Below are 16175 nucleotides of genomic sequence, written 5' to 3' on the forward strand. Positions count from 1 at the left end.
CACATCGCCAATGTTGCGCTGCAAGAAGATGGTGGTGGCATCGCGCCCGCCCTTGGCCAGCACCGGTACGTTTTTGTAGAGCTTGCCCACAAAGTCGGCCGCATCGGCGTCAGAGCCGCCCTTCTTTTTGACATAGCCCCAGGCCGCCAGATAGGCCATGCGGCCATTGCCCCCGGTTTTGGGATTGACCACAATAACCTTGATGCCGGGCTTGACCAGATCGTCCCAATCCTTGATGCCCTTGGGGTTGCCATTGCGCGTGAGGAACAACATGGTCGAGGTGGTGGGCGATGCGCTGTGCGGAAAACGCTTGCTCCAGTCCTTGGCCACCACCCCTGTGCTCGCCAAAAAATCCACATCGGTGGTGGTGTTCATGCTCACCACATCGGCTTCCAGACCATCATTGACCGCGCGGGCCTGGGCGCTTGAGCCTCCGTGGGCCTGGTCGATCTTGATGTCTTTGCCGGTGGTCTTTTTGTAATGGGCGATGAACGCAGCGTTGTAGTCCTTGTAGAACTCCCGGGCCACGTCATAAGAGGCGTTGAGCAGGGTCTGCGCGCTGGCTGAAAGGCCCGACAGGGCCAGCGCGAGCGCCAAAGCGACGTGTGTGATTTTTTTCATGAGGATTGTTTTCAACAAATGGCGGGGCTTGATTTGCCTTGCCGATCGCGGTGATCAGCAGGCATCAAGTCAAGGCTGCGATTGTGGAAGCGACAGACTCAATCGCAAACAAATCATTTGTTGTTTGCTTATGCCGAAAAGCAACTAAGCCTTGGCTGCATTCGGTCGTGCACCCCTGATGAATGCATGGCTCCGCATGCACCCCCAAGCCGAAGAAACTCAAACCATGCGGGCGTGTTGGCTCAAAAAGCCTGATCAGCCGTGAAGGTGATGCGGTGCAATTTGCGGTGCTGCGGATAAAAGTCAGCCACGGCGTAGTGCTGGGTAGATCGGTTGTCCCACACGGCCAGTGAGTGGGGCTGCCAGCGAAAGCGTGCCTGGACTTCGGGCACCGTGATCAACCCATACAACTGGGCCAGCAAGGCATCACTTTGCACACGCGGCAGGCCATGGATGTGACTGGTGAAGGTGGGGTTGACATATAAGATCTTTTTGCCCGTGATGGGGTGCACACGCACCACGGGATGCGTCACGGGCGGGTATTTGACACGGGCTTCCTGGAGTTGCGCCCCCTTGGGGTCTTGTTGCAACAGGTATTGGGTCCAGCCGCTGATTTCCCAGGTGTGCATGGCACTCAGGGTTTCCAAATAGGCCTTGAAGTCAGCAGGCAAGACTGCATAGGCAGCAGTCAGACTGGCCCACAAGGTGTCGCCTCCGCTGCCCGGCACGACCTTCGCATACAGGCTGGTGCCCACGGGCGGGTTGTCGCGCCAAGTGATGTCGGCATGCCAGTTGTTGGAGGCACCTGGGCGCTCGGCAGTGCTTTCCACAATTTCGATCTCGGGCTGGCTTTCCACCCGTGGAAAGAAGGCCTGGACTTCGTTGACCTGACCAAAGCAGCGGGTGAACGCGACCTGCTGCGCGTCAGTGAGTGGTTGATCGCGGAAAAAAATGACCTCGTACTGGGCCAATGCGGCTTTCAGCTCGAATTGAACCACCTCGCTGAGTGGCTGCGTCAGGTCCAAACCATGGAGCGTGGCACCGATATTGGGGGTGTAAGGTTCGGCCACAAAGCTTTGGTAAACCGTTGGGGAATGGGTCAAGAGGGTCATATTTTCATCATGCCAGAGCGGGTCTGGCATGTGGTTCACGAGCCTGGGCAGGCCCCATCATTTTTGGGTGTAAATCTGATCAAAGTAAGCACCATCGGAGAAGTGGGTTTTGGCCGCTGGCTCCCACAAAGTGACCAGGGGCCAGGCCTAGGCCAAGCGGCAAGCCAAGCCAAGCTTTCAATGTTTGTGCATCGGGCCATCGCCATGCTTCATGGCAGGTGCTGCGGCTGAGCGGGCGGGCACCTTGATCTCGATGTTCTGGCGCTTGCCGTCCTTGCCCTCGACCACCAGGGTCACAGGCACGGTGTCACCGTCTTTGACCTGGCCCTTCAGGTCCATCAGCATGACGTGGTAGCCCCCTGGCTTAAGGTCTACTGCTTTGCCAGCGGGCAAGGCCAGACTCGGTACAGCACGCATTTTCATGACGCCGCCGTCCATGGCCATCTCATGCACCTCGACCACGCCGGCCACAGGCGACTGGGCCGAGATCAGCTTGGCGTCTTGAGCCGATTGCAACTGCATGAAAGCCCCAGTGGCTTTTTGCTGCGCCACGGTGGCACGCACCCAAGCGTCTTTGACGGTCACTTGGGCTTGGGCAGCCATCATCGAAAAAAGAACTGCAAAAGAAATAACAACGCGCTTCATGGCGAACTCCAGTTTAAAAAGACAAAAAGGGAAAAAGGGAAACGGTCAGGTGGTGTCATGCACAAGCACACCGTGACGTCGACATGTGGGTTGGGTCGAGCCGTGCGATCGATCGCACCCAGCCGACAAACTGCCGCAATGATCAGAGAAAAGCGGGGGGAGCGCGGGCCTGCCAGGGCAGGCCGATGAGCGAGGCCAGCCGGGCCTGCTCTATCAGAAGCAGCGCATAAGACAATCCGCCATGGACTGGCGCTTGAACAGACACCATTGGGGGCGCCGTCACGGGCAAACACAAGGGGCAATGCAGGCCGTGTTGGCTGCCTTGCGCCTCTTCGCCATCGGCATCGAGCTGGAGCAACTTGACGCTGCCCGCTGTGGTGCACACCAGTTGCACGCCCTCAGGGTTGACCAGCGGCGAGGCCACGGCCACCCCGATGAACAACGCAAACCACACCAGCACGAGGCGGGCGAGGTGGGGGGCGTTGCGCAGGGTTTGCATCGGGGTCATGGCCGAATTATGGCATTCAGGAATGCCCTCGGAACGGAGACGCCTTGGCCCGGCGGCTGATTTACTTTTTTTAAATCAGCAACGGGTCAAGTGTGTGACCCATGCGCTGTTGACCCTCGTTTAATCTTGGACGGTATTCGTTCACTTTTACTGGAGACCCTCATGCTCACACTCTGCGGCTTTTCGGCCAGCAACTACTACAACAAGGTCAAGCTGGCCTTGCTCGAAAAAAACGTGCCCTTTACAGAAGAGCTGGCCTGGGTGGGTCAGACCGATGCGACGGGCAGTCCGTTGGGTAAAGTGCCTTACCTCAAGACCGAACACGGCATGTTGTGCGAGTCGGGGGTGATCATGGAGTACATCGAACAACAGTACCCGCAAAACCCCTTGCTCCCGGCTGACCCGTTTGCCGCGGCCAAGGTGCGCGAGCTGGTGACTTTTCTGGAGCTGCACCTGGAGCTGGTGGCCCGCAACCTGTACCCGCAAGCTTTCTTTGGCGGGCAGATCAGCGACAGCACCAAAGAAAAAACCGGTGCCCAGCTTGAAAAGAACGTGGCTGCTTTCGCCAAGCTGGCCCAGTTCAGCCCATTCATGTGGGGCGACAGCCTGACACTGGCCGACTGCGCGGCCGTGGTGCATTTGCCTTTGGTATCGGCCGCCACCAAGGTGGTTTACGGCCGTGACTATCTGGCGGAACTGCCCGTGCGCGACTACCTCAAGCGCATGAACGAACGGCCCGTCATGCAACAGGTCAATGCCGAGCGCAAGGCCAACACCGAGTTGATGATGGCGCGGGCCAAAGCCAAGGCCTGATTCCCCAGGGCACGGGAGCTTGACCTGCATCATGGGTCAGCCCCCGGTTGGTTGACCTGCATCAACCCGCCGTTCCCGGGGTGGCTTCATGATGACCTCATGAACCCATCCACCCCACCCACCCATGATGTTTTCAAAGCCCAGCTGATCAAGGCCAGGGCGCAGCTGTTGGAGCGCATCGCCTACGAACGCGGCGGTGTGGTCTCGCGTGCCGACATGGCCGCTGATCACTTTGACAACAGCTTTCAATCACGCGCCCAGATCCAGACCGAGCGACAGACCGAGTTCGCCATGAACGAGCACGAAACCGCCGAATTGGGCGACATCCAAGCCGCACTGGAGCGCCTTCAAGCGGGCACCTATGGCACCTGCACCGACTGCGGTGTCACTATTCCTACCGCCCGGCTCACCGCCTACCCCACGGCCAAGCGCTGCATTGACTGTCAGACCCTGGTTGAGCAACACCGTTGATTTTTTAGCACTTTAGGAGCCCCATGAGCACTTTTCACGCCGTCGTCTGGATGGACCACAACGAAGCCCACGTTCTCATGTTTGACCGTGAACATGCAGAGGCGCAGCGCGTTAAATCGCGCAGCCACCACAAGCACCAGGGCAAAGTGGGTGATCTCCCCGCCTTTTTCTCAGACGTGGCTGCGGCCCTCAGCGGTACGCATGAAATTTTGCTGGCCGGGCCTGGCTTGGCTCGCAATGAATTCCGTGACTGGTGTACGGCGCATCGCAAAGACACCGCCAATGCGATTGTTGACAGCGTCGCCACGGACCACCCGACCGATGCTCAGTTGGTCGCGTTGGCACGGCAATACTTCAAGAAGTTTGACGCGACGAGCACAGCCCCCACGCTGGTCTGACGCTGACTGAACCTGCATGGGCAGGACTGCCAAACTGCGGGTTCTTCCTGCTGACCACGGCATGACTGGCTGCTATGCTTTAGGGCATGCGCAGCCTTTTCCATTTTGCCTTTCACGTCACCGACCTCGACGAGGCCCGCCGCTTTTATGGGGGCGTGCTGGGGTGCAAAGAGGGTCGGTCCACAGAGACCTGGGTGGACTTTGACTTTTTCTCGCACCAGATTTCCTTGCATCTGGGAGAGCCTTTCAAAACCACGCTGACCGGTCATGTGGGCGACCACCTCGTGCCTATGCCGCACTTTGGTCTGGTCTTGCAACAGGCCGATTGGCAAGCGCTGGCCGATCGACTTCAGAGCCGGCACATGCAGTTTGTGGTCGAGCCGCACCTGCGCTTTGAGGGGCAGCCGGGCGAACAGTGGACCATGTTCTTCATGGACCCGTTTGGCAACCCGATCGAGGTCAAGGGCTTTGCCAACCTGGGCACGCTTTACGCCAACTGAAGGGCCAACAACAGCGTTAACCCCGAACTCAGTTGCCCCGGCGGCTTTCCAGCGGCACATCCTGCTTGCTGCGTGGCTTGCCAAGCGGACTGGCCGATTGGCCTTTTTGGGTGGCGGCCATGTCTTCTTCACTGGGGTATTGCCCCAGCAACCAATAGTCAAAAACGCGCCGCGCAATAGGTGCGGCTGAGGCCGCGCCAAAACCAGCATTTTCGACCACCACGGCCAAGGCAATTTTGGGCGCCTCAGCGGGTGCGTAGGCCATGTACAAGGCGTGGTCACGCTGGTACTCGGACAAATTGGCGGCGTTGTATTTTTCTTTTTGGCCAATGCTGACAGCCTGGGCTGTGCCTGTTTTGCCCGCACTGGTGTACCCGGCGCCTGCGAAAACCCGGGACGATGTGCCGGAGGTGACGACACCCGTCAGTCCGTTGCGTATCACCTCCATGTGCTCGGGCTTGAAGCCCAGGTTCAGGGGCTCGGTCGGGTTGACCTGTGTTTGGGCATGGCTCAAGGCGTCTTGCGTGGCCGTGACCACACGGGGCTTGAACTGCAGGCCGCCACTGGCCAGCGTGGCGGTGGCCGAAGCCAACTGCAGCATGGTGAAGGTGTTGTAGCCCTGGCCAATGCCCAGAGAAATGGTTTCGCCGCCATACCATTTCTTTTGTTCTGGCTTTTTGTAATATTTCCGCTTCCATTCTGTGCTGGGCAAAATGCCCCGCACCTCACCAGGCAGGTCGATGCCAGTGATCTGGCCAAAGCCCAGCGGCTTCATGAAGTCATGGATAACGTCCACCCCCATGTCATTGGCCAGCGAGTAGTAATAAACGTTGCTGGACAGCACGATCGATCGGACCATGTCGACGGGACCAAGACCGGCATCGCCGTGGCTGCGAAAAGTATGGCCGCCATACGTCCACGAACCCGCGTCGTTGACGATGGTGCTGGCGCTGCGTTTGCCGGTCGACAAGGCCGCCATCGCCATGAAGGGCTTGTAGGTGGAGCCCGGTGGGTAGGTGCCTCGCAAGGCCCGGTTCAGCAAGGGCTTGTCGATCGACTCGTTGAGCATTTGCCAGTTTTCGACATCAATGCCGTCGACAAACAAATTCGGATCAAAAGTGGGTTTGCTGACAAAGGCCAGCACCTCACCGGTGTTCGGGTCCAGCGCGACCAAGGCGCCGCGCCGGTTGCCAAACAAGTCTTCCACCATTTTTTGCAGCTGAATGTCAATCGACAAGACCACGTTCTGACCGGGTGTCGCCAGACGGCTCGACAAGCTGCGTGTGGCGCGTCCACCCGCCGAGGTTTCGACACGGTTCACCCCGGTGATGCCATGCAACTCACGCTCGTAGCGCTGCTCCACGCCGAGTTTGCCGATGTATTCGGTGCCACGGTAATTGCCTGCATCGTCGTCTTCTTCAATGCGCTCTTTTTCCTTGGCATTGATGCGGCCGATGTAGCCAACCACATGGCTGGCCAATTCACCGTAGGGGTATTGCCGAAACAGGCGCGCCTTGATTTCAACACCTGGAAAACGGTAACGCTGCGCGCTGAAACGGGCCACTTCCTCGTCACTCAAGCGGGTGCGAATGGGCAAGGAGTCAAAGCTGCGCGCGTCTTCACGCAAGCGTTTGAAGCGACGGCGGTCTTTGCCCTGAATGTCCACCACCTGGCCAAGGGCATCGATCGTGGCCTCCAGATCAAGCACTTGTGAGGGTGTGATCTCCAGGGTGTAGGCTGAATAGTTGCTGGCCAGCACCACACCATTGCGGTCCAGAATGGTGCCACGCGGCGGGACTGTCGGAATCACTGCGGTGCGGTTGCTTTCAGCCTGCTCCAACAAATCTTCATGGCGCACGATTTGCAAGTACGACAAGCGAGCAGCCACCAGGACAAAGCACACCAACACGACGATCTGAGCAATGGCCACCCGGCTGCGAAACCGGTGCAAATCGGCCTGACTATCCCGTAAATCGGCAAGTGAGGGCAGCCTGAGTGACATGGTCAAAGGGGACGGATGTTGTCGGGGTCAAAAGCGCGCCGCTGCGGCGCGAGTAACAAAGCTCCGATCAGCGGCCAAAGGGCCGCTTGCATGAGGGGGGCAAAAAGTTGCGTCCAGTGCGGCCAAGCATCCTGCACGATCAAACGGGTCACCCACTCCAGCAAAGCAGCTGCAACAAAAAGCGGAACAATTTGCAAGGCCTGCTCACGCAAGGGGAACCAAAGCAGCCGCCGCTGAATGGCAAGCGCCATGCCGCTCAGCACCACGTAAGACAAAGCATTTTGTCCCAGCAACGCTGATTCATGCACATCCAGCGCCAGTCCCAGCAAGAAAGCCAGCAACACCCCCACACGACGGGGCTGGTGAACATTCCAAAACACCACCACGATGGCCAAAACATCGGGTAACCAGCGCCAGCCCACCAAACCCAGCAACATGTTCAGCAGCAGGCCCACCACCACAGTCAAGGCAATGAAGCGAGGATTGGCGGGCAAGAGCAGTGGACGCCCTGCGGGCATGATCATGGCTTGGCTCCTGATGAAGGGGTGGGCAATGCAGCCGCAGTGGGTGCACGGCCCTTGCTGGGGCGTTTGGGCTCTGGAGCCGCCACGGGGGCGGCGGGCCATTCTTTTGCAGGCATCAGCACCAGCAAATGCCGACCTCGCGGTTTGGCCGCTGGGGTGGCATGAACACGGGCAAACGACGAATCCACTCGGCGGTCTATCTGGCTGATCTGTCCCACATGCAAACCAGGTGGGTAGACACCATCGATACCACTGGTGGTGAGCAAATCGCCTTGTTTGACATCAGTACCGGAGGGCATGAACTTCAGCTCAAGCGAGCCCCCTTGCATGGTCGGGTCACCCACTGCCACGTGGCGACTGCCCGTGCGGGCATTCATGACAGGAATGCTCTGGTCGCGGTCTGTCAGCAAGGTCACCTCACTGACCAGGGGGTACACCCGCGTGACTTGCCCGACCACACCCGCAGCATCGATGACTGCCGAGCCTTGCACGATGCCGGCGATTTGCCCCCGGTCCACCACGATGCGGTCGGTGTAGGGGTCTGCTGTGTTGTAAAGCACTTCCACGGCTTTGGTGGGCCCTGCGATTTGTTCACGCAACGCCAGCAACTCCCGCAACTGGGTGTTTTCTTGCGTCAACTGTTCGACTTGTTGCAAGCGTTGCGCCTGCGCGATGGCGCGTGTCTGAAAATTCTGAGCGGCATCTTGCGCCTCTTCCAGATTGCCAAAGTACTGCCCCACAGCGCCGACCGCACGCACCGGCTGCAAGGACAACCACTGAAAAGGCGCCAGCACGACGGCGATGCCGGCACGCAGCGGCTGCGAAATCCGAAAACGGTAATCGGAGGCCATCAACAAAACAGACAGCAGCGCGAGCAGAACCAATTTGGTGGTGGCTGACAGGCCCTGCCTAAAAATCGGCGGGGAACTGCGTTCAAGGGTTTCCAGAGCCATGAAAAAGTTGCGCCGGATTCTGGTTATAAAAAGCTGGAACCCTGGCTGCCATCAAGCAGCCCGGTGCATGGCTTATTCGCTGGTGAAGATGCTGCCCAGCTGGTCCATGCGCTCCAGCGCCATGCCACAACCACGGGCCACGCAGGTCAACGGGTCCTCGGCCACCAGCACCGGCAAACCGGTTTCTTCGGCCAGCAGGCGATCCAGGTCACGCAGCAAAGCGCCGCCCCCGGTGAGCATCATGCCGCGCTCGGCAATGTCGGCACCCAGTTCGGGTGGGGTGTGTTCCAGCGCTGTTTTCACGGCCGAGACAATCTGATTCAGCGGATCGGTCAGGGCTTCCAGAATTTCGTTGGAGCTGATGGTGAAGCTGCGCGGCACGCCTTCGGACAAGTTGCGGCCTTTGACTTCCATCTCCTTGACTTCGCTACCGGGAAAGGCCGAGCCAATGTTTTTCTTGATTGATTCGGCGGTGGGCTCACCGATCAACATGCCGTAATTGCGGCGGATGTAGCTGATGATGGCTTCGTCAAACTTGTCACCGCCCACGCGCACGCTGCCTTTGTAGACCATGCCACCCAGCGAAATGACGCCGACTTCCGTGGTGCCACCGCCAATGTCGACCACCATCGAGCCGGAAGCTGCCGAGACGGGCAAGCCCGCACCGATGGCCGCAGCCATGGGTTCTTCGATCAAATACACCTCAGAGGCGCCTGCCCCCAAAGCCGACTCACGGATGGCCCGGCGCTCGACCTGGGTGGAGCCGCAAGGCACACAAATGATGATGCGGGGGCTGGGGCGGAAGGTGCTGCGCGGGTGCACCATGCGGATGAACTGCTTGAGCATCTGCTCGGTCACGGTGAAGTCGGCGATCACGCCGTCTTTCATGGGGCGAATGGCTTCGATGTTGCCAGGCACCTTGCCCAGCATGGCCTTGGCTTCGTGGCCGACAGCTTGCAATGTTTTCTTGCCCTGAGGGCCACCTTCATGGCGAATGGCCACCACAGAAGGCTCGTCGAGAACGATGCCCTTGTCACGCACAAAAATCAGGGTGTTGGCCGTACCCAGGTCAATGGCCAGGTCGCTGGAGAAATAACGTCGAAACGAAGAAAACATAGAGGTCCTTTGACGCTCAACCCCAAAGCCCATCGGGTGGCATGCTGGGGTGGGCGTGGCTGTCAAATCTGGTGGGTCGCCAGGTCTCACTCAGATGACGAGAAGTGAGCAGCGACAAACACTGGATAATACCCGATCCCCCGGTAAAACAGGCGCTCTCGAGCCCCGTTTGAGCTGGAAAATACCGTCCCTTACAACTCTTTTCAAACCATGGCCCTGACCCCGCAGGATATTGCCCGGATCGCGAACCTCGCCCGGCTGGAACTCAAGCCCGACGAAAGCGAGCGCATGCTCACTCAAATCAATGGCTTTTTCGGCATCGTCGAAGCCATGCAGGCCGTGGACACCACCGGCATCGAGCCGATGGCGCACCCTGTTGCGGCCATCCAGGACATCACGCTGCGCCTGCGCCCTGACGTGGTGAGCGAGCCCAACCAACGCGATCTGAACCAGCGAAGCGCCCCCGCCGTAGAACGCGGCCTGTTCCTGGTCCCCAAAGTCATCGAGTAAGCCATGAGTGATCTGCACCAGCTCAGCGTGAAAGCGCTGTCCGACCTTTTGAAGTCCAGACAAGTCAGCGCAGTCGAAGTGGCCACGCGCTTTCTGGCCCGCACCGGCGGCAACCCGCACAACGCATTTCTGGACATTGACAGCGAAGTCACGCTGAGCCAGGCCCGCGCTTCAGACGCGAAACTGGCCGATGGCACAGCCGGGCCGCTGGAAGGCGTCCCCGTCGCGCACAAAGACGTGTTTGTGACCCGTGACTTTGTCACCACAGCGGGCTCGAAAATCCTGAGCGGCTACCGCTCACCGTTTGACGCCACCGTGGTGCAGCGCCTGCGCACAGCCGGCATGGTCACTTTGGGCAAACTCAACTGCGATGAATTCGCCATGGGCTCGGCCAACGAAAACTCGGCCTATGGCCCAGTGCAAAACCCCTGGGACACTTCGCGCGTGCCTGGCGGCTCGTCGGGTGGCAGCGCTGCTGTGGTGGCCGCAGGCCTGGCACCCGCCGCCACCGGCACCGACACGGGTGGTTCGATCCGCCAGCCCGCCAGTTTTTGTGGCATCACCGGTATCAAACCCACCTATGGCCGCGCCAGCCGTTACGGCATGATCGCCTACGCTTCCAGCCTCGACCAGGCCGGCCCCATGGCCCGCAGCGCCGAGGACTGCGCCTTGCTGCTGTCAGCCATGTGCGGCCCTGACCTTGACCGCGACTCGACCTCGCTGGACATGCCCGCCGAAGACTTCACGGCATCGCTGAACCGCCCGATCGAAGGCCTGCGCATTGGCGTGCCGAAAGAGTTTTTTGGCGAGGGTCTGGCGGCCGATGTGCGCGCCGCCGTGGACGGCGCCTTGCGCGAATGCGAAAAGCTGGGCGCCAAGCTGGTGCCCATCAGTTTGCCCCGCACCGAGTTGTCGATTCCGGTTTACTACATCATTGCTCCGGCCGAAGCCAGCTCGAACCTGAGCCGCTTTGACGGCGTGAAGTTCGGCCACCGCGCCAAGGACTACACCGACCTGGTGGACATGTACAAGAAGACGCGCGCTGAGGGTTTTGGCACCGAGGTCAAGCGCCGCATCATGACCGGTGCCTATGTGCTGAGCCATGGCTATTACGACGCCTATTACCTGCAAGCGCAAAAAATCCGCCGCATGATCGCCGACGATTTCCAGCGCGCCTTCACCGAATGCGATGTGATCGCCGGCCCTGTGGCCCCTTCGGTCGCCTGGAAGTTGGGCGAAAACGCGGGTGACCCAGTGGCTGATTACCTGGCCGACATCTTCACGCTACCGGCCTCGCTGGCCGGCTTGCCCGCGATGAGTGTGCCCGCAGGCTTTGGCGCGCAAGGCATGCCCGTTGGCCTGCAACTGATTGGCAACTACTTCAAGGAAGCCCAATTGCTGAACGCCGCTCACCGCCTGCAACAAGCCACCGACTTCCACCTTCGCCAGCCGGAGGGCATTTGAGATGACCGCTAAATTGGTTCAAGGCTACGAAGTCGTGATCGGCTTTGAAACACACACCCAACTCTCGACCCAGAGCAAAATTTTCAGCCGTGCCTCGGTGGCGTTTGGCGCCGAGCCCAACACGCAAGCCTGCGCGGTGGACATGGCCCTGCCCGGCACCCTGCCCGTGATGAACGTGGGCGCGGTCGAACGCGCCATCGAATTCGGTCTGGCCATCAATGCGCACATTGCAGAGCGCAGCGTCTTTGCGCGCAAAAATTACTTCTACCCCGACCTGCCCAAGGGCTACCAGATCAGCCAGTTCGAGATCCCGGTGGTGCAAGGCGGTGAGGTGTCGTTCTTCATGGAAGAAGGCCAAGAAACGGTGCGCAAAACGGTGCGACTGGAGCGTGCCCACCTGGAAGAAGATGCAGGCAAATCGCTGCACGAAGACTTCATTGGTCAATCGGGCATCGACCTGAACCGCGCCGGCACCCCGCTGCTGGAAATCGTGACCCAACCCGACATGCGCTCCAGCGACGAAGCTGTGGCCTATGCCAAAGAGCTGCACAAAATCGTCACCTGGATCGGCATCTGCGACGGCAACATGCAAGAAGGCAGCTTCCGCTGTGATGCCAACGTGTCGGTGCGCAAACCTGGTGCCGAGCTGGGCACGCGGCGCGAAATCAAGAACCTGAACAGCTTCAAGTTCATGCAGCAGGCCATCGACTACGAAGTGCGTTGGCAGATCGAGCAAATCGAAGACGGCCACGCCATCCAGCAAGCCACGGTGCTGTTTGACCCCGACACGGGTGAGACCCGCGCGATGCGCACCAAAGAAGACGCCGCCGACTACCGCTACTTCCCCGACCCGGACCTGCCGCCGCTGGTGATTGGCCGAGACTGGGTGGCGCGCGTGCGCAGTGAAATGGCCGAGCTGCCCCGCGTGATGGCCGAGCGCTTTGTACGCGACTACGCCTTGCCCGAATACGACGCCACGCAGCTGACCCAAAGCAAGGCGGTTGCCGCCTACTTTGAAGCCACCGCCAAAGCCTGCGGCCAGCCCAAGCTGGCCAGCAACTGGATCATGGGTGAGGTCTCACGGCGCCTGAACACCACTGAGATGGCCATCGAACAAGCCCCAGTCAACGCAGCCCAATTGGCCGCTCTGATCGGCCGCATCAGCGACAACACCATCAGCAACAACGCGGCGCGTCAAGTGTTTGATGCACTGTGGGCCGAGGGTGGCGATGTCGATGCCGTCATCGAAGCCAAAGGCCTCAAGCAGATGAACGACACCGGCGAGCTGGAAAAGATCATCGACGAGGTACTGGCCGCCAACCCCAAGAACGTGGAAGAGTTCAAGGCCGGCAACAGCAAAGCCCTGAACGGCCTGGTCGGCCCGATCATGAAGGCCAGCAAGGGCAAGGCCAATCCGGGGCAGGTGAATGCGTTGTTGATCAAGAAACTGGGGTGAGTGCCGCTTACAAGCACCCCTTCAATCAGGTTTAGAACCCTTGGCTCAATGTGCCAGCGGCACCACTTCCTGCTCGATCGCCCCGAACAAACTCTCGCCGTTTTGGCCCTTCATCTCGATGCGGATGGTGTCGCCGAACTTCATGAACTCGGTGCTGGGCTGGCCGTCCAGGATGGTTTCGATGGCGCGTTTTTCAGCGATGCAGCTGTAGCCCTTGGGCCATTCGGGTTGGCCATTGACGTCCACGCTCTTGTTGCTCACCGTGCCGCTGCCCACGATGGTGCCAGCACGCACGTTGCGGGTTTTGCAGATATGGGCGATCAGCTGGCCGAAGTGAAAAGTCATCTCGGGGCCCGCCTCGCACATGCCGACCTTGCGACCGTTCCAGGTGGACTCTAGCGTCAGGTGCAAGCGGCCGCCCTGCCAGGCTTCACCCAATTCATCGGGCGTCACGGCCACGGGGCTGAAGGCGGTGGCAGGCTTGCTCTGCAAGAAGCCAAAGCCTTTGGCCAGCTCGTTCGGAATCAGGTTGCGCAGGCTCACGTCGTTGGCCAGCATGACCAGGCGCACACCCTCAATGGCCTCGTCGGCGCTGGTCTGCATGGGCAAATCGCCGGTGATGACGGCAATTTCAGCTTCAAAGTCGATGCCAAAGGCTTCGCTGGCGCACACCACCGGGTCGCAAGGCCCGATGAAGTCATCACTGCCGCCTTGGTACATCAGGGGGTCGGTGTAAAAACTGCTGGGCACTTCCGAGTGACGCGCCGCACGGACCAACTCCACATGGTTGAGGTAGGCTGAGCCGTCTGCCCACTGGTAAGCGCGCGGCAGCGGGGCCATGCATTGCGCGGGGTCAAACGGAAAAGCATGGCGTGACTTGCCCTGGTTCAGCGTCGTGTACAGGTCCTCCAACTGGGGGGCTAGAAAGTTCCAGTCGTCCAGCACCTGTTGCAGTTTGCTGGCAATGCCGGTCGCATAATGAGCGGTGCTCAGGTCGCGCGAAACCACCACGAGTTGTCCGTCGCGTGAGCCGTCTTTGTAGGTCGCCAATTTCATCTTGAGTGTGTCCGTTCTGGTCGCCATGCACTACAGTGTGAAGCAGCGATAAGTTACGCATTGTTAAACTCGTTTAACTAAACGAAACAATATTCTAGGCGATATGGACACAGACAGCACAGACTCCCTTTCACAGCACAGCGACAAGGAACGTGCAGGCATTCAATCGGTTGAGGTCGGTTTTGCCCTGCTGGACGTGCTGGCGCAGGCACCAGGCCCCTTGATGCTGCGCGACCTGGCGGCCGCGGCCCACATGAGTGCCGCCAAAGCTCACCGCTATCTGGTCAGCTTCCAGCGCCTGGGCCTGGTGGTCCAAGACAGCACCAGCACCCGATACGAACTGGGCCCCGCCACTTTGCGCCTGGGCCTGGCCACCTTGTCTCGCCTCGATGCCGTCAAAATGGCCCGCGAGCGTTTGCCTGGCCTGATCGAGGTCACCGGCCACACCATGGCCTTGGCCGTCTGGGGCAATCGGGGGCCGACCCTCGTGCATTGGCAAGAAACACCGCTGGCCATGCCGGTCAGTTTGCGGCTGGGGGATGTGATGCCGCTGCTGTCGTCGGCCACGGGTCGCTGCTTTGCCGCGTTCAACAGCCACGGCAGTGCGGCCGACAAAACAGGCCCCATGATCGAGCAAGAGTTGGCTGTGGCCCGCAAACTGGGACGCAGCGACTTGCCCAGCACCCACGCCCAAGTGCAGGCCATGGTGAAAGAAACGCGCCAACAAGGCTTGGGCCGCGTGGTGAATGTCTTGTTGCCCGGCATTTCAGGGTTTTGCGCCCCCGTGTTTGACGCAGATGGGCATTTGGCACTGGGCGTGGTGTCGCTGGGTTCATCGGCCACGCTGGACACCGCCTGGGACGGGCCGATCGCTCAACACCTGCGTCAATTTGCCCAGCAACTTTCAGCCGATCTGGGCTGGCGTGCCTGCTGAAGGGTGATGCCCGTGGTGCGCTCACCCCCCATCACCGCGGCCGCACCGAATGGGGCGCAACGCCCTTCGCGCCGCACCCTGGGTTGGCTGGCGGCCTTGGTGCTGGCCCTTCACCTGGCATTGCTCTTGAGCCTAACAGGCGCCATGGACTGGCGGCTTCAAACGGCCGAGGCCATCCGCGTAGCCCCCCTGCAAACCCGCTGGATACCCCCTTCGCCCGATCAATCCGCCCTGGTCACAAAAGTTGCACCCGCCGCGCCCCGCACGCGCGTGGCGACCGTGGCCAAAGCCAAGCCAGCAGCCGATCCAGCCCCCGCCGTCTCAGGCCAAGCCCAAGAACGGGTGGTGCCACCCGAACAGCCCCCTGCCGAAGAAACGGTATCGGTTCCAGAGCAAAGCCTGGCGCAAGCGGCAATCACCAATCCCCCACCAGCAGCTGAGCCAGCATCTTCGCCAGCCGTTGAGCCGACAGCTGAGTCAACAGAGGCAACGCCCGCTGCACCGGCCGCTGTGTCCGATGCGGCCAGCAGCGCCGCACCCACACCACCCACTGCGGCCAACGCCTCACTGCCGCCCATTCCAGTGGGGGCCTTGCCGCCGCCGGTCTTGCTGAGCTACCGTTTAACGGGCCAAGAAAAAGGGATCAACTACCACGCCAATGGCGAGCTGAGGTGGCAACACAACGAGGCCGCTTATGCGCTGAGTCTGTCGGTCAGGGCTTTTTTAGTGGGCTCACGCCATTGGCGCAGTCAGGGGAACATCACCAGCGAAGGCCTGGCCCCCACGCGCTTTTCAGACAGTTGGCGCAACGAGCGTGCAGCCCACTTTGACCGTACACAGAACCGGGTAGTCTTCAGCACCAACGCGCCCGTCGCAGCGCTCGAACCGGGCGCACAAGACCAGATCAGTCTTTATGTGCAACTGGCTGCCGCGATGGCGGGTGGCCCCCAACGCTTTCAGCCGGGCACGCGTTTGCAAGTTCAGACCGCCACCACCCGGGACGCCTTGCCCTGGCTGCTGACCCTGGGCTCGCCCGAAACCTTGGTGCTCGATGGTCAAACCCTGCCCACCGTCAAATGGGTCTGCCAGCCG

18 protein-coding genes are annotated in these 16175 nt (G+C 60.3%); 9 read left to right on the top strand and 9 right to left on the bottom strand.

Annotated features, from left to right (window positions below):
- From ACIQ3A_RS10415 to ACIQ3A_RS10430, 4 genes are all read right to left on the bottom strand, one after another.
- Positions 1 to 621: sulfate ABC transporter substrate-binding protein (locus ACIQ3A_RS10415; RefSeq protein ID WP_396431675.1), on the bottom strand; the 621-nt coding region annotated here is incomplete at its 3' end.
- A gap of 242 nt (positions 622 to 863) precedes the next feature.
- Positions 864 to 1724, bottom strand: a complete 861-nt coding sequence (locus ACIQ3A_RS10420; protein WP_396431676.1) for a TauD/TfdA dioxygenase family protein — start codon at positions 1722 to 1724, stop codon at positions 864 to 866.
- A gap of 186 nt (positions 1725 to 1910) precedes the next feature.
- Entirely contained in the window at positions 1911 to 2378 is a 468-nt protein-coding gene (locus ACIQ3A_RS10425; RefSeq protein WP_396431677.1) for a copper chaperone PCu(A)C, read from the bottom strand.
- Between the two features lie 142 nt (positions 2379 to 2520).
- Positions 2521 to 2886 carry a DUF2946 family protein gene (locus ACIQ3A_RS10430; RefSeq protein ID WP_396431678.1) on the bottom strand — a complete coding sequence of 122 codons (366 nt, stop codon included), beginning with the start codon at positions 2884 to 2886 and terminating at the stop codon, positions 2521 to 2523.
- A 162-nt stretch (positions 2887 to 3048) separates the two neighbouring features.
- Here ACIQ3A_RS10430 and ACIQ3A_RS10435 point away from each other — a divergent pair, with 162 nt between their 5' ends.
- The 4 genes from ACIQ3A_RS10435 to ACIQ3A_RS10450 all read left to right on the top strand — a co-directional run bounded on the left by ACIQ3A_RS10435 (position 3049) and on the right by ACIQ3A_RS10450 (position 5068).
- Positions 3049 to 3699 (top strand): glutathione S-transferase, encoded by a 651-nt coding sequence (locus tag ACIQ3A_RS10435; RefSeq protein WP_396431679.1) that lies wholly within the window; start codon positions 3049 to 3051, stop codon positions 3697 to 3699.
- Between the two features lie 99 nt (positions 3700 to 3798).
- Positions 3799 to 4170, top strand: a complete 372-nt coding sequence (locus tag ACIQ3A_RS10440; protein ID WP_396431680.1) for a TraR/DksA family transcriptional regulator — start codon at positions 3799 to 3801, stop codon at positions 4168 to 4170.
- A gap of 23 nt (positions 4171 to 4193) precedes the next feature.
- On the top strand, positions 4194 to 4568 hold the full coding sequence (locus ACIQ3A_RS10445; RefSeq protein WP_396431681.1) for a hypothetical protein: 375 nt from the start codon (positions 4194 to 4196) through the stop codon (positions 4566 to 4568).
- A gap of 86 nt (positions 4569 to 4654) precedes the next feature.
- Positions 4655 to 5068, top strand: a complete 414-nt coding sequence (locus ACIQ3A_RS10450; protein ID WP_396431682.1) for a VOC family protein — start codon at positions 4655 to 4657, stop codon at positions 5066 to 5068.
- 28 nt (positions 5069 to 5096) lie between these two features.
- Here the strand turns inward: ACIQ3A_RS10450 and mrdA are convergent, their stop codons facing one another.
- From mrdA to ACIQ3A_RS10470, 4 genes are all read right to left on the bottom strand, one after another.
- Positions 5097 to 7070 (bottom strand): penicillin-binding protein 2, encoded by a 1974-nt coding sequence (mrdA, locus tag ACIQ3A_RS10455; RefSeq protein ID WP_396431683.1) that lies wholly within the window; start codon positions 7068 to 7070, stop codon positions 5097 to 5099.
- A 2-nt stretch (positions 7071 to 7072) separates the two neighbouring features.
- A complete protein-coding gene (gene mreD, locus ACIQ3A_RS10460) occupies positions 7073 to 7594 on the bottom strand; it encodes a rod shape-determining protein MreD (protein WP_396431684.1) in 522 nt (173 codons plus the stop codon).
- Entirely contained in the window at positions 7591 to 8547 is a 957-nt protein-coding gene (gene mreC, locus ACIQ3A_RS10465; protein ID WP_396431685.1) for a rod shape-determining protein MreC, read from the bottom strand. The genes mreD and mreC overlap by 4 nt, the downstream gene beginning before the upstream one ends.
- A gap of 72 nt (positions 8548 to 8619) precedes the next feature.
- On the bottom strand, positions 8620 to 9663 hold the full coding sequence (locus ACIQ3A_RS10470; RefSeq protein WP_295519713.1) for a rod shape-determining protein: 1044 nt from the start codon (positions 9661 to 9663) through the stop codon (positions 8620 to 8622).
- A 210-nt stretch (positions 9664 to 9873) separates the two neighbouring features.
- Here ACIQ3A_RS10470 and gatC point away from each other — a divergent pair, with 210 nt between their 5' ends.
- From gatC to gatB, 3 genes are read left to right on the top strand one after another with little or no spacing between them, the layout of a single operon-like run.
- On the top strand, positions 9874 to 10173 hold the full coding sequence (gene gatC, locus ACIQ3A_RS10475; RefSeq protein ID WP_396431686.1) for an Asp-tRNA(Asn)/Glu-tRNA(Gln) amidotransferase subunit GatC: 300 nt from the start codon (positions 9874 to 9876) through the stop codon (positions 10171 to 10173).
- Positions 10174 to 10176: 3 nt separating this feature from the next.
- Positions 10177 to 11637 (top strand): Asp-tRNA(Asn)/Glu-tRNA(Gln) amidotransferase subunit GatA, encoded by a 1461-nt coding sequence (gene gatA / locus ACIQ3A_RS10480; protein ID WP_396431687.1) that lies wholly within the window; start codon positions 10177 to 10179, stop codon positions 11635 to 11637.
- A 1-nt stretch (position 11638) separates the two neighbouring features.
- Positions 11639 to 13093, top strand: coding sequence for an Asp-tRNA(Asn)/Glu-tRNA(Gln) amidotransferase subunit GatB (gatB, locus tag ACIQ3A_RS10485; protein ID WP_396431688.1), 1455 nt, complete (start codon positions 11639 to 11641; stop codon positions 13091 to 13093).
- A gap of 45 nt (positions 13094 to 13138) precedes the next feature.
- Here gatB and ACIQ3A_RS10490 read toward each other — a convergent pair whose 3' ends face one another.
- Positions 13139 to 14149, bottom strand: a complete 1011-nt coding sequence (locus ACIQ3A_RS10490; protein WP_396431689.1) for a fumarylacetoacetate hydrolase family protein — start codon at positions 14147 to 14149, stop codon at positions 13139 to 13141.
- Between the two features lie 103 nt (positions 14150 to 14252).
- Between ACIQ3A_RS10490 and ACIQ3A_RS10495 the strand changes: the two genes are divergently transcribed.
- Positions 14253 to 15083 (top strand): IclR family transcriptional regulator, encoded by an 831-nt coding sequence (locus tag ACIQ3A_RS10495; RefSeq protein WP_396431690.1) that lies wholly within the window; start codon positions 14253 to 14255, stop codon positions 15081 to 15083.
- Positions 15084 to 15089: 6 nt separating this feature from the next.
- The coding region (locus ACIQ3A_RS10500; RefSeq protein ID WP_396431691.1) for a DUF3108 domain-containing protein at positions 15090 to 16175 on the top strand (1086 nt) is incomplete at its 3' end.

It is taken from the genome of Limnohabitans sp. (genome assembly GCF_044361985.1).
In the GTDB taxonomy this organism is placed as follows: domain Bacteria; phylum Pseudomonadota; class Gammaproteobacteria; order Burkholderiales; family Burkholderiaceae_C; genus Limnohabitans_A.